General features: G+C 64.0%; 12 protein-coding genes. 4 read left to right on the top strand and 8 right to left on the bottom strand.

Annotation, left to right across the window (positions count from 1 at the left end; genetic code table 11):
• Window positions 1-8: 8 nt before the first annotated feature.
• Both ACSU1G_RS28040 and ACSU1G_RS28035 read right to left on the bottom strand, forming a co-directional pair.
• Window positions 9-920 carry a carbohydrate ABC transporter permease gene (locus tag ACSU1G_RS28040; protein ID WP_439283836.1) on the bottom strand — a complete coding sequence of 304 codons (912 nt, stop codon included), beginning with the start codon at window positions 918-920 and terminating at the stop codon, window positions 9-11.
• On the bottom strand, window positions 910-1851 hold the full coding sequence (locus tag ACSU1G_RS28035; protein WP_439283835.1) for a carbohydrate ABC transporter permease: 942 nt from the start codon (window positions 1849-1851) through the stop codon (window positions 910-912). The genes ACSU1G_RS28040 and ACSU1G_RS28035 overlap by 11 nt, the downstream gene beginning before the upstream one ends.
• Window positions 1852-2014: 163 nt before the next feature.
• On the opposite strand from ACSU1G_RS28035, the gene ACSU1G_RS28030 reads away from it, so the two are divergent.
• From ACSU1G_RS28030 to ACSU1G_RS28020, 3 genes are all read left to right on the top strand, one after another.
• Window positions 2015-3016: a LacI family DNA-binding transcriptional regulator gene (locus ACSU1G_RS28030; protein WP_439283833.1), complete on the top strand. Its 1002-nt coding sequence runs from the start codon at window positions 2015-2017 to the stop codon at window positions 3014-3016.
• 249 nt (window positions 3017-3265) lie between these two features.
• Window positions 3266-4585, top strand: a complete 1320-nt coding sequence (locus tag ACSU1G_RS28025; RefSeq protein WP_439283831.1) for an ABC transporter substrate-binding protein — start codon at window positions 3266-3268, stop codon at window positions 4583-4585.
• 70 nt (window positions 4586-4655) lie between these two features.
• Window positions 4656-6293, top strand: coding sequence for an MGH1-like glycoside hydrolase domain-containing protein (locus tag ACSU1G_RS28020; protein ID WP_439283829.1), 1638 nt, complete (start codon window positions 4656-4658; stop codon window positions 6291-6293).
• Here ACSU1G_RS28020 and ACSU1G_RS28015 read toward each other — a convergent pair.
• The 3 genes from ACSU1G_RS28015 to ACSU1G_RS28005 are packed head-to-tail and all read right to left on the bottom strand — an operon-like array spanning window position 6274 to window position 8741.
• Window positions 6274-7158 carry a glycoside hydrolase family 43 protein gene (locus ACSU1G_RS28015; RefSeq protein WP_439283827.1) on the bottom strand — a complete coding sequence of 295 codons (885 nt, stop codon included), beginning with the start codon at window positions 7156-7158 and terminating at the stop codon, window positions 6274-6276. The two genes, ACSU1G_RS28020 and ACSU1G_RS28015, sit on opposite strands and share 20 nt — an antisense overlap.
• Before the next feature lie 26 nt (window positions 7159-7184).
• Window positions 7185-8234 (bottom strand): M24 family metallopeptidase, encoded by a 1050-nt coding sequence (locus ACSU1G_RS28010; RefSeq protein WP_439283823.1) that lies wholly within the window; start codon window positions 8232-8234, stop codon window positions 7185-7187.
• Between the two features lie 54 nt (window positions 8235-8288).
• On the bottom strand, window positions 8289-8741 hold the full coding sequence (locus ACSU1G_RS28005; protein ID WP_439283822.1) for a flavodoxin family protein: 453 nt from the start codon (window positions 8739-8741) through the stop codon (window positions 8289-8291).
• A gap of 125 nt (window positions 8742-8866) precedes the next feature.
• Between ACSU1G_RS28005 and ACSU1G_RS28000 the strand changes: the two genes are divergently transcribed.
• Window positions 8867-10192, top strand: a complete 1326-nt coding sequence (locus ACSU1G_RS28000) for a short-chain fatty acid transporter (RefSeq protein WP_439284010.1) — start codon at window positions 8867-8869, stop codon at window positions 10190-10192.
• Window positions 10193-10256: 64 nt separating this feature from the next.
• On the opposite strand, the gene ACSU1G_RS27995 is transcribed toward ACSU1G_RS28000, so the two are convergent.
• Genes ACSU1G_RS27995 through hpaD form a run of 3 tightly spaced genes read right to left on the bottom strand, consistent with a single transcriptional unit; the run spans window position 10257 to window position 13018 of the window.
• Entirely contained in the window at window positions 10257-11081 is an 825-nt protein-coding gene (locus ACSU1G_RS27995; protein ID WP_439283820.1) for an HpcH/HpaI aldolase family protein, read from the bottom strand.
• Window positions 11066-11851, bottom strand: a complete 786-nt coding sequence (locus ACSU1G_RS27990; RefSeq protein ID WP_439283818.1) for a 2-keto-4-pentenoate hydratase — start codon at window positions 11849-11851, stop codon at window positions 11066-11068. The genes ACSU1G_RS27995 and ACSU1G_RS27990 overlap by 16 nt, the downstream gene beginning before the upstream one ends.
• A 9-nt stretch (window positions 11852-11860) precedes the next feature.
• Entirely contained in the window at window positions 11861-13018 is a 1158-nt protein-coding gene (gene hpaD / locus ACSU1G_RS27985; protein WP_439283817.1) for a 3,4-dihydroxyphenylacetate 2,3-dioxygenase, read from the bottom strand.
• Window positions 13019-13020: the final 2 nt, after the last annotated feature.

Below are 13020 nucleotides of genomic sequence, written 5' to 3'. Positions count from 1 at the left end.
CCTTTCGATCACTTGATGCCTGAGGTTGCGGCGCCCTTGATGAGGAACCGCTGCCCGAACAGGAAGATGAGGAACAGAGGAATGAGGGAGACGACGCTCATCGCGAACATTGAGCCGTAATCCGAGCTCGATTGCGCATCCAGGAATCCCTTCAGCGCGAGTGACGCCGGGAACAGCTCAGGCAGGCGCACATAGATCAATGGCCCGAAGAAGTCGCCCCACGTCCAGATGAACGTGAAGATCGCGGTTGTCGCGAGCGAGGGCACGATCAGCGGGAGCGTGATCTGGAAGTAACTGCGGAAGTGTCCTGCGCCATCCACTCGGGCGGCCTCGAATAGCTCCTTCGGGAGCCCTCGGATGAACTGCACCATGAGGAAGATGAAGAACGCCTCCGTCGCCAGAAACTTCGGTGCGATCAGGGGGAGGAAGGTGTTCAACCAGCCGAGCTCCTTGAAGATCACGAACTGGGGAACGAGCAAAACCTGGAACGGCAGCATGATCGAGCCGAGCATCAGGATGAACGCGAAGTTGCGTCCGCGGAATCGCAGCCGAGCGAAGGCGTATGCGGCCATCGAGCATGACAGCAGGTTCCCGAGGATGGCGCCGAAGGCGATGATCGAGGAGTTGAGCAGGAACACACCGAACGGATGCTGGAGATCGGTCCAGCCGTTCTGATAGTTCTCGAAGGTCAGATCCGCCGTGAAGATGCTCAGATCGCGGAAGATCTGATCGTTGGGCTTCAGGCTCGACACGACCAGCCAGATCAGCGGATAGAGCAGCAACACCGAGAAGGCGATGAGCATCAGGTGCTTACCCAGTGCTCGTAGCGATTGGGTGCGGTTGCGACGCCGTCCGGCGGTCTCACGGCGCCGTCGCGGCGCATTGGAGGGACGCAGCAGGGTCTCAGTTTCAGTCGTCATAGAACACCCAATACTTCGAAAGCCAGAAGTTGAACGCGGTGAAGGCCGCGATCACGACGAGGAGGAACCAGGACATCGCCGAGGCGTATCCCATGTTGAGCTCGGTGAACGCTTCCTTGTACAGCAGCAGCGTGAAGAACATCGTTGAGTCGCTCGGGCCGCCTGTGCCGCCCGAGACGACATAGGCCTGCGTGAACGACTGGAACGAGAAGATGATCTGCAGCACCAGGTTGAAGAAGATCACCGGCGTGAGCAACGGGAAGGTGATGGAGAAGAACTGCCGGATCCTGCCAGCGCCGTCCATCGAGGCTGCCTCGTAGTACATCTCCGGGATCTGCCGGAGGCCGGCAAGAAAGATCACCATGGGGGAGCCGAATGTCCAGATGTTCAGGACGATGAGGGTGCCCAGCGCGAAGTCGGGGTGCCCGATCCAGCCGGGGCCATCGATGCCGAACCAGGCGAGGAAGCCGTTGACGATGCCGTCTTTACCGAACACCTGGCGCCACAGAATGGCAACGGCGACGGAACCGCCGAGCAGCGAGGGTAGATAGAAGATCGAGCGATAAAACGACAGGCCGCGCAGGCCCTTGTCGAGCAGCATCGCCAACCCGAGTGCGAGTGCGAGCAGCAGCGGGACGCTGACGAATACGTAGACGACCGTGACTCGGAACGAGTTCCAGAATCGGGCGTCGTTGAACATCTCGACGATGTTGTCGAGCCCTGACCAGATCGGTGGCTGCAGCAGGTTGTAGTCGGTGAATGACAGATACAGCGACGCGATGATCGGGCCGATCGTCAACCCCAGCATGCCGATCAGCCACGGCAACAGGAATATCGCCGCAGCCTTGTTGTCCGGGAATTTCTCTTTGAATCGCGCCCCCGGGGCGCGCTGAGTACGCGTTGCTGTGCGTAGCTCTCCGAGACTGCTCACGTGACCTCCTTGTCATGTCCGGTGCCGTAGGGGGTGCCGACAACCCCACTCGAGAAAGCGGTTTCACGAGTGATTCGATTATTGACGTGTCCGTGCCGATTCGTCAAGCCGACGCGGGTATGGTGGCACTGACCGGGCACCTGTCCTGGGCGGAGGGCAGCGAATGACCGCGCAGCGCGCAAGCGTCACGATCGCAGATGTGGCGCGCCTTGCTGGCGTTTCGCCAGCCACAGTCTCCCGTGTGATGAACGGTAGATTTGCAGGGGAACCCGGCGTTGCCGAGCGCGTGCGAAAGGCCGCAGTGGAGCTCGCCTACGCGCCGAGCCCGCTGGCGCGCAGTCTTGCCCTCGGACGCACTCACGCGGTTGCATTCGTCGTACCGGATCTCGCGAACCCCGCCTTTCAGTCGGTGCTGGCTGGGCTGAGTAAGACCGCGGCCCTGGATGGGTATCGGGTGCTGGTGGCTGACTCGGCCGAGTCTCCTGAGGACGAAGCGGCGCTCGCGCTCGAGATTCGCCGCCGCACGGACGCCATCGTGCTCTGTGCGCCCCGGATGCCGGAGGCAGAGCTGACCGCGCTCGCCGCGCAACTGCATCCGCTGGTGCTGATCAACAGATCTGTGCCGGAGATCACGGCGCCATCGTTGTCAATCGACTACCGCGCCGGAATCGTCGAGCTGGCCGAGCACCTCCACGGACTGGGGCATCGTCGTTTCGCCTATGTCTTCGGCCCGGAGGGCAGCGCATCCAACGCCCGCCGCGAGCTGGGGCTCGATGATTTCCAGCGTGCTCACCCTGATGTGACCATCGCGCGGATTCCCGCTGGCGCGAGCTCGGATGATGGTCGCGAGGCGGCCGCCGCTGTGCGTGACAGTCGAGCCACGGCTGCGCTGGCGTTCAACGATCTCGTTGCGATTGGGCTGATCGGTGGGCTGCGAACGCTCGGTCTGAGCGTGCCCGAAGACATCTCGGTGACCGGCTTCGATGACATTCCGCTGGCGCAGTATCTCGCCCCCGCATTGACGACGGCGTCGGTGTCGCACGCCGATCTGGGTGTGCTCGCATGGGGGCGGATGCACGACCTCATTGAGGGTGGGCAGCCCGGTCAGAACGTGGTGTTCCAGCCTCGTGTCGAGGTGCGCGACTCTTCCGGCATTGCTCCCTGAGCTTCTCGCCGACCTCTTGACGGCGGTTCGAGGCGATGCATTCGTCGACGAGATGACGGCTGCGCTGGAGTGATGTCTCTATTTGTTGTCAACTCCGCATAATCGATTGACACACTTCTCGGCGGATGCTAGCTTCACTCGAGAAAGCGGTTTCTCCAGTGATGGATCATCGAGGCGAAAACGCGCTCTGAAAACCCGACAGACGTTCGGCCGCCATGGCAGCGGCCCCAATCCGAAAGAGGCGCAATGATGCGTACTACGCGTTCCCGCGTGGCCATCGGCTCTGCCGCCGTGGCCACGGCACTTGTACTCACCAGCTGCTCTGCAGGGACAGACACCACCGCCACCGGAGGCGGGTTTGATCCCGACGAGGACATCGAGCTCGAGATCTCCTGGTGGGGAGATGACAACCGCGCCACGCTGTTCGGCGAGGTCATCGATCTGTTCGAAGACGAGTACCCGAACATCACGGTGGTGGAGACGCCAGTCGGTTCACCCGATGACCTGTTCAACCGCCTCGCGACCGATTTCGCAGCAGGCGGTGACACTGCCCCCGACGTGTTCGCACTCGGCGGCGCGAAGCCGCAGGAATACGGCGGCCTCGGCGCTCTGCTCGACCTGGCCACAGTCAGTGAGCAGCTGGAAACCAGCAACTATCCGGACTTCTCGCTCACCAATGCACTGGTCGATGACAAGCTGTACGGGCTGCCCACCGGCGGCAACGCGACGGCAGCCTTCATCAACGCCGACATCTTCGAGCAGGCCGGAGTCGAGGTGCCGGCCGACGGGTGGACCTGGGATGACCTGATCGAGGCGTCGAACGCGATCGGCAGCGCAGGTTTGGTCAACGCAGACGGTAAGCCCATCTACGGCATCGACCTGCGCGTCCAGGACATCTTGGGTACCTACGCCGGGCAGGTCAGCGAAGTTGGCATTTACGACTGGGACGGCCAGCTCGGCGTCGATGTCGACGACATCGCCGGTTGGTTCGAGATCGAAAAGCAATTGCTCGAGGGCGGGGCACTACCTGACCCAACGGTCGTAACCGCAAACTGGGCGCTCCCGCCGGACCAGCAGCCGTTCACGCTCGGTCAGGCCGCGGTCACCTTCGGTTACAGCAACCTGATGGGTGTGTACGCCGGCGGCGGAGAAGACGTGCAGATAATGCTGCCGCCGTCCGACACCGACGTCTCCGGCGTGGCACTGTTGCCTTCGGCGTTCTGGTCGATCAACGCGGCGAGCAAGCACCCCGAGGCTGCGGCTCTGCTCGCGAGCTGGTTCCTGAACGAACCCGCCGCTGCCGAGCTCATCCTTGACACCCGCGGTGTGCCGTTCAACCCCGACACCCTCGCGGTGGTCGCTCCACTGCTGAGCGGGCCCAGCCAGGTCGCGGCGGACTACGTCGACGTTGTGCTGACCGAGGGCGTCGTCGCGCCGCCGCAGCCGGCCGGTGGCTCGATCCTGAACGAGCTCGCGCAGCGCATGGAGTCTGAAGTTCTCTTCGGCCGTGCCACTGCTCAGGAGGCGGCGCAACGCTTCATCGATGAGCTGGGGGCAGCACTGCAGTAATCTGCGAATTATCGGGGCGCGGGTGGTGTCTATGCCGCCCGCGCCCCACTGACGTCTTCAGGAGGCGGACATGACAGCGACTGCGCGGGCCGAGGCCCTGCACCGTCTACGCGCGGCAAACCCGATCGATCGTGCCGGGCTTTCGGGCACCCCTCTGGGGGAGGGACTCGAAGCATCCGGCATCCGCTTCGTCGCGATCGGTGGGCCGCTCGAGCAGCGTTGGCATGACGCACTCGCCGATCTCACGCGCTGCATCCGCCCCATCGACGGACCACCGGTACTGAACGAGGGTGGCGTCTACGACGGATGCTGGCTGGAAAGCACCGGCACCATCAACGTCGAGATCCTCGACCGCTTCGCACCGGGCATCGGCCGCGACACACTGCTGCAGTTCGCAGCCCTGCAGCGTGACGACGGGATGATCCCGTACAAGGTGACGCCTTCGGGCGCCGGATTCAGTCAGATCCAAATCGTCACGCCGCTGGCCAGAGTCGTGTGGCGACACTTTCAGCGCACCGGTGATCGCGGTCTGCTGCGCACGATGTATGACGCGATGGTGCGCTACGACGAATGGCTGGCACGTTACCGCGACACCGCGGGCATCGGCGCAGTTGAAGCGTTCTGTGCGTTCGACACCGGACACGATCTCTCGCCTCGGTTCTGGTTCGCCCCCGATCGCGCGTTCCGGGGTGATGCCCGTCAGGTGGATCCGGCCGCATCGGGTGTGCCATACATCGCCCCGGATCTCACAGCGAACGTCGCATGCCAGCGCGCCTACTTGGCGGTGATCGCCGATGAGTTGGGGGAGGACGGCACGCCATGGCGGGACCGCGCATCCGCATCTCTCGACGCGCTCTGGGAACAGTGCTTCGACGAGGTCGACGGGATGTTTTACGACCGGGATCGTTCAGGACGTTTCGTGCGCATCGCATCAGATGTGTTGCTTCGCGTGCTGGCCTGCGAAGTCGGTGACGAGGCTTTCTTCGCAGAAGCTCTGCGCCGTCACCTGATGAACACCCGGCGATTCCTTGCGCATCACGGCTTCACCACGATCGCGATGGATGACCCTCGCTTCGACCACGATTCATCTCGCAATTCCTGGGGTGGCCCGGTGAACTTTCTCGCACAATTGCGCGCGCCAGAGGCATTCGAGCAGCACGGCCATGTGGCCGAGCTCACGTTGACCGCGGGGCCAGTACTGGCAGCGCTTGCGGTCGCCGACCGGTTCCCGCAGTGCCTGGATCCCTGGTCGGGAGACGCGGGCTTCACCGAGGTGTATTCGCCGTCGATCCTGTGGTTCTTGGATGCCGTGGAGCGATACAGCGGGGTGCTGGAGCGATCTGACGGCACGCTGTGGTTCTCGGGATTCGCACCGACGCGGCTGGAACATGCCGCCGCGGCCGAGGCGGTCGGCTATGCGCGCGTCATCCACGATGTCTCCTGGGAGCTCACGGCAGACGACGACTTGGTGGACGTACTCAAGGACGGGCTGCCGGTATTCTCCTTTCCGCGCGGATGGCGGGTCCAGACCGATGCCGCGGGAGAGGTCACGTCGATCATCGGACTCGCCGCACAGCCGGTCGCAGGCGCGCTCGTACTTCCGGCCGGAACTGTTCAGCTCGAGATCGCGCCGAATGAGCGGGTGACGCTCGCGGGCGGTAACGTCATTGGCCGCTCGTCAGTGGAGTTCATTTCGCCGGTGTTCTGAGCCGCAGACCCTCTGGCGTCTCTTCAAGCGGGAAGAAGCGCGCGCGCTCGTCCGGCGTGCGGTTCGGGGTATGCAGGGTCAGCAGCAGCGTGCCGCCTGCATCCGTGAAAATCATTCCGTGCCCGCCGTCGGCCGGCCACAATGGGAGTTCGGACTGCACCCACGGGCCGGCGATACTGCCGGACGTCGACGTCGCCACGCCCATGGCGTAGCCGGCATCGCCAAAGCTCGACCACAGCATCAGCAGACGGCCGTCTGCGGTGCGGTGCATCGAGGGGCCGTCGGTGACGAAGACCTGCGGGAACTCTGGGCGCGGGATACTGCGCGCCCACGGTGCTTCGGAGGCGCGGAACAGCAGTTGGGGTTCGCCGATCGTGGTGCGCAGATCCTCGGTGAGGCGCACGGAATGGATCTCGCCGTCGCCGACGTCCTTCCACTCGTGGCAGAAAACCAGATAGGGGATGCCATCTTCGACGTGCAGCGTGCCGTCAAGGCATTCCCACTCGCGCGGGGTGACCGGTTCGTTCGACCAGGGTTCATACGGCCCCTCCGGATGAACGGCACGCAGAATCTGGGTGCCGCGGCGATATCCTTCCGCGGTGAAGGTTGCAAGCAGGTAGAACGCGCCCTCGTATGGGTGCACCTCGGGAGCCCAGTACTGGGTATGTGACCAGAAGTCCTCGGCGGGACGGAACGCCGGGATCGGCCCGTGCCAGGTTTCCAGGTCGCTGCTGCGATAGGTGTCAAAACCCGTCGCCGGCCCGTTCCAGATGTTCGTGTCGGTGCTGCCGAACAGCCAGTAGTCGCCGGAGGCCTGGTCGTGCAGGACGAACGGGTCTCGGATCTGGATGTCTTCGAGGCGCATGGTGATCTCCGGCGGTCTCAGGAGGGTCAGGTCAGGTCAAGTGCGACGGGGCGCGGGATGCCGCGTACGTCGACGGTCGGCCACGCGGGGTCGGCGGTCAGCACGGTGGGGCCGGCATCATCGATGATCACGGTGTCTTCGAGCTTGGCATGCGGCACCCAGGGGTTCCAGGCGAACGCGCCACCGGAGACCACGCGACCGGCACTGGTGGGGGAGATCTTCGGATCGCGACCCAGATAGCCGGTAGGGCCGCCCTGGTGGTGCGCGCGCCAGGCTGGTTCTTGCGCGCTCCCGAAGCCGTGGGCTTGGTATGCGGAAGCAATGTCGGTCAGCACATCCGCAAAATCACGCCCGGGCCTGGTGGCCGCGAAGATGTCGGCTTCCACCAGACGGAGCCGGCGTTCCTGGTCGCTCTCATGGCCGCGGAATCGTACCCAGCGACTGAAGCTGGCGTGCAGTCCATGACGGACGGCCGTGACGACGACGAGAGCGTGATCCCCGAGTGACGCACCGGTGGGAAGCGGATGCTGCACACCGCCGCGCGCCGATCCAGCGACGAGGATGACTGCGGGCGTCGCTCCCATCGACAGCACGGCGCGGCCGAGCTCCGCGGCGAGTTCGTGCTCTGTCATGTCGGCTGTGCTCGCTCGCAGCGCCGCTGTGACTGCTACTGCGGCATCCTGACCCAGCTGTGCATAGCGCGTGCGCTCGGCGGGAAGCAGCGCTGCGCGTGCCTGGCGCAGCTCATCGGCGATGTCACTGTCGATCAGTGTTCCCTGCGGGGTATCTGCGAGCGATTCGAACCAGGGGATGCGCTGGAACTCGGCCCCGGCGATCTCCTCGGCCTGTAGTCGCTCTGCCTCATTCTCCAGAGCGGTGACGATGGCGGTGCCGTCGCGATGGATGATCGCCGAGCATACCGCGGCGCCTCCGATCGGCACCTGCACCCTGGCGCCGTCGAAGTACCAGGCGAGGTTCTCCGGCCCGGTCAGCAGCATGCGATCGACACCGTGCGCGTCAAGGATCGACGCGAGACGGGCGTGCTTGTGCGGGCGATCGGCAGTCACGGCAGGCATGATGGCATGCTAGCGGAGAAACCGCTTTCACGGGAGCTGTCGCGCTGTGCGAGATTAGATCGTCAGCGTCCAGGCGACGCTCGCACCCAGCTCTTCGGCACGTGCCAGATGCTCGTCGTCGATGTCGCCGGTGAACACCACAGGTGTGGCGGCGAGTCGGAGGCCGTAGCCGGTCGTGATCGACTGCATCGCCCTCTCGGCGCCGGTGGTGTCGTGGCTGCCGTGGATCCAGTAGGAGAAGGGTCGGCCCTTTGTTTGTGCGTGCGTCTCATTGAAAGTGGTATCGAAGAAGTGCTTGAGAGCGCCGGAGATGTACCCGAAGTTCGCCGTCGTGCCGAAAACGACGGCATCCGCGTTGAGCAGATCCTCGGCACTCGCATCGAGAGCGGCGCTTTCGATGATCTCCACGCCTTCGCTCTCTGCGGTGCGGGCACCGCGTAACACCGCCGCGGAGATGGTTCTGAGCCTCGGCGTCGGAGAGTGGTGCACCACCAGCAGACGGGACATAAATCCACCCTAGTTCGCTCCCACGTTGGGTGGGATCCCGTTGCTAAGGTGAAAGCGTATTCGGCTATTGAACGAAGGAGTTCAACGTGTCACAAATCAAAGAAGAGCACCGTTCTCGGGGTGTCATGCGACCGATCAACCGGTTCTTGGAGCGGTGGATCCCCTCCGCCCTGACCTTCGCGATTGTCTTGACACTCATCGTGGCGGTCCTTGCGATGACGCTCACGCAGACCAGTCCCGTCGACGTGGTGAAGGGGTGGGGTGACGGGCTCTCCGGGCTTTTGGCCTTCATGACACAGATGTGTCTGATTCTGTTGCTCGGCTACATGCTCGCCAACACGCGCCCGGTGCAAAAGCTGCTGCGGTGGCTCGCACGGGTGCCCAGCAACGCCGGCTTCGCATACGTCTTCGTGTTCGTCATCGCCGCGATCGCGAGTCTCATCACCTGGGGTCTGGGACTCATCGTCGGCACGCTGCTTGCCCGTGAGATCGCGGTCGAGGCGCGCAAGCGCGGACTGAAAGTGCACTTCCCGTTGCTGGTGGCCTCCGGATACTCGGGCTTCGTCGTCTGGCACATGGGGTACTCGGGTTCCGGTCCGCTGACGGCCGCCACGCCGGACTCCTTCCTCGCGCCGAGTCTCGGCGGTGAGGTGCTGCCGATCACCGAGACGACGTTCTCGACCTGGAACATGCTCGCTGCCCTCGGCGTCATCGTTGTCGTCGCCTTCTTGATGTTCCTCATCCGGCCGAAGAAGAACGATCCGATCTTCGAGCTTCCCGCGAGTGTCGGCTCTGAGGAGACGGATGAGTATGACGATGAAATCGTCACTCCGGCTGACCGCATCGACGCGTCGCGCATTCTGACGACGATTGTCGGCGTGGGGCTGGTCATCTACCTCATCGTGCACTTCGTAGGGGGAGGCACACTCACCCTCGACATCGTGAACTGGTCGTTCCTGGCACTGATCCTGTTGCTGGTGCGCAACCCGTTCGAGCTCATCCATCTCACCAAGAAAGCGGCATCCAACGTCGGTGAGATTCTCCTGCAGTTCCCGCTGTACGCGGGCATTCTCGGCATCATGGCTTCGTCAGGTTTGATTGCACTGTTCTCCGACGCGTTCGTCTCGATCGCCACGCCGACCACGTTCGGCGTGCTGGCCCTGCTCTCAGCTGGCATCGTCAACTTCTTCGTGCCGTCCGGCGGGGGTCAGTTCGCGGTGCAGGGGCCGATCATGCTGGATGCCGCCAACCAGCTCGGCGTCGATCCGGCAATTGCGGTCATGGCGGTGGCCTACGGCGACCAGTGGACCAACATGATCCAGCCGTTCTGGGCGCTGCCGGTGCTGGCGATCGCAGGACTGAAGATGCGCGACATCCTCGGGTATACCTTCATCACGCTGCTGGGTTCCGGTGTCGTGATGGCGCTCGTCCTGTTCCTCGTCAGCCTCTGATGCACAACCACGCCGAGACTGCGACGATTCGCTGCGGTCTCGGCGTGGTCTTGCATCGTGACGATCAGTAGCTGGCGCGCTCGGTGCTTTTCTGTTCGCTAGCCGTGGCGTCCGGTATCCAGTCGGCTGCGAGCTTCTCGGTCGCACGCGCGAGGATCGATACGTCAGCGGCCACGAGGACGAAGGATGCTCCGGCCTCGAGGTAGCGGCGAGCCGTCGCAGGGGCGAACGCGTTCACGCCGACGGGTTTTCCTGCTTCGCGGACCGTCGCGATGGTCTGCTCTACCGCTGCGACGACGTCAGGATGCTCCTGCTGCCCGAGAAGGCCCATGGATGCGGCCAGATCACTGGGGCCGATGAACACGGCATCCACGCCATCGACCTCGGCGATCGCGCGAGCGTTGCGCACCGCGGCATCCGTCTCGATCTGCACAGTGAGTGAGGTGATTTCGTGTGCACGCTGCAGGTAATTCTCGATGCGGTTGAACTGCCCGGCGCGCGCCAGCGCGCTGCCGACGCCGCGGATGCCGCGGGGCGGATAGCGCGTCGCCGCGACAGCAGCCGACGCTTCGTCGGCGGTGTTCACCATCGGCACCAGCAGGTTCTGCGCACCGAGGTCGAGGAACTGCTTGATCAGCGTCGCGTCTGCCGACGGCACCCGCACCACGGGTGTGATCGGGTACGGCGCGACGGCCTGCAGCAGGGCGAGCGTCGATTCCAGGCCGATCGGGCTGTGCTCGCCGTCGATCAGCGTCCAGTCCAGGCCTGATCCGGCGACGATCTCCGCGGCGATCGGGCTGCCGGAGCAGATCCATGCGCCCACCAGCGGCCGAGAAGCATCCGCGAGTCGATCGCGAAACGACGGCGCGGGTTCTAGATGAATCGGCATGTGATCTTTCCCATCGGTCCGTAGTCGCACAGCACGTCATCGCCCTTGGACACCCACATCGGACGGGTGAACGAACCCGCGAGGATGATCTCCCCGGCCTCGAGCCGCGCACCGTGCTGGTGGAACTTGTTCGCGAGCCACGCGACGCCGGTGGCCGGATGTCCGAGGACGCCGGCGGAGACACCGGTCTCCTCGATCTCACCATTGCGGGAGAGCACACCAGGCACCCAGCGCAGGTCGATCTCGTCCGGCCGCTTGTGCACGTCGCCGAGCACCATCGCGCCGTACGCGGCGTTGTCGCTGATCGTATCGACGATCGTGCGTCCCTCGAGCTCGATGTGCGAGTTCAGTACCTCGAGCGCGGGCACGGCATAGTCGATTGCTGCGAGGGCATCATCGAGTGTGCAGTCAGGACCTTCAAGTGGATGCTTCAACACGAAGGCGAGTTCGACCTCGATCCGTACGTTCGAGAAATCATCGAAGCGGATCTCCGCACCCGACGGATACACGGTGTCGTCGAACATGACGCCGTAGTCGGGTTCAGTGATTCCCGTCGCCTGCTGCATTGCCTTCGAGGTGAGTCCGATTTTGCGACCGATGAGCGTGCGCCCGGCTGCGAGGTTCTTGTCACGCCATATGCCCTGAATGGCATAGGAATCCTCGATTGTGGCATCCGGGAACCGCGCCGTGATCCGGGGGATCACTGCGTTGTTCTGCTCGGCTTCAGCGAACTCATCCGCGATCCGCGCGATCACGTCAGGTGACAGCATTCTCACTCCTTAGAGCTGGTGGCCTAGCTTGTACTCACCCTGTTTGTACTCTGGCATCTCTTCGCCCTTGCGAGTGTACGAGAAGCCGTCGGCGCCGATCGTTACCGCCATCTCGCTCGCATCGGTGCGGGCGATAACGGGCTGGGGACTGCCGTCAAGGTCGAGCACAAGGGACGCGTCGGTGTACCAGCTCGGAACGACGGGGTTGCCCCACCAGTCACGGCGTTGGTTGTCATGGACGTCCCAGGTGATGACGGGGTTGTCCGGGTCGCCGGTGTAATAGTCCTGCGTGTAGATCTCCACGCGGTGCCCATCGGGGTCGCGCAGATACAGGTAGAACGCGTTGCTCACACCGTGGCGACCGGGACCTCGCTCGATCGCATCCGATCGGCGGAGCGCGCCGAGCTTGTCGCAGATCGCGAGAATGTTGTGCTTCTCGTGGGTCGCGAACGCGACGTGGTGCATACGCGGGCCGTCACCGCCGGTCGCGGCGGTGTCGTGGACAGTGGGCTTGCGGCGCATCCACGCGGCGTAGACGGTGCCGTCCTCATCCTGGATGTCCTCCGTGACGCGAAATCCGAGGTCTTGGTAGTGGCGGACAGCGCGCGGCACGTCGGGGGTGACCTGGTTGAAGTGGTCCAGGCGTACGAGTTCGCCCGGCGTGTGCAGGTCGTAGCGCCAGGACAGCCGCTCCACGTGTGTGGTCTCGAAGAAGAACTCGTAGGGGAAGCCGAGCGGATCCTCCACGCGCACCGAATCGCCGATGCCCGTGACAAAGCCGTCCGGGCGCCGCTCGACGCGGCATCCGAGCTCGGTGTAGAACTCGACGGCGCGGTCGAGATCCTCCGCGCTGCGCACGCGATACGAGAACGCGGCGACGGCGGCAATCGGACCCTTGCGCAGCACCAGATTGTGGTGGATGAATTCCTCTGTGGAGCGCAGGTAGATCGCCTCGTCGTCCTCAACGGTGACATACAGTCCGAGCACGTCGACGTAGAACTGGCGGGATGCTGCGAGGTCGGTGACCACGAGCTCCATATACGCGCAGCGCAGGATGTCAGGGGGAGTGCTCGTCGGTGTGGCGACGGGGTTGTCAGAGTGAATCGGCGCCTCCTGCGATACGTAGTATCCCGAGGAGGTGAGGGTCATGTCTTCACGGTTGGTCATGT

It is taken from the genome of Microbacterium sp. A93 (assembly GCF_051842835.1).
This window is presented reverse-complemented; position numbering and strand designations above follow the sequence as displayed.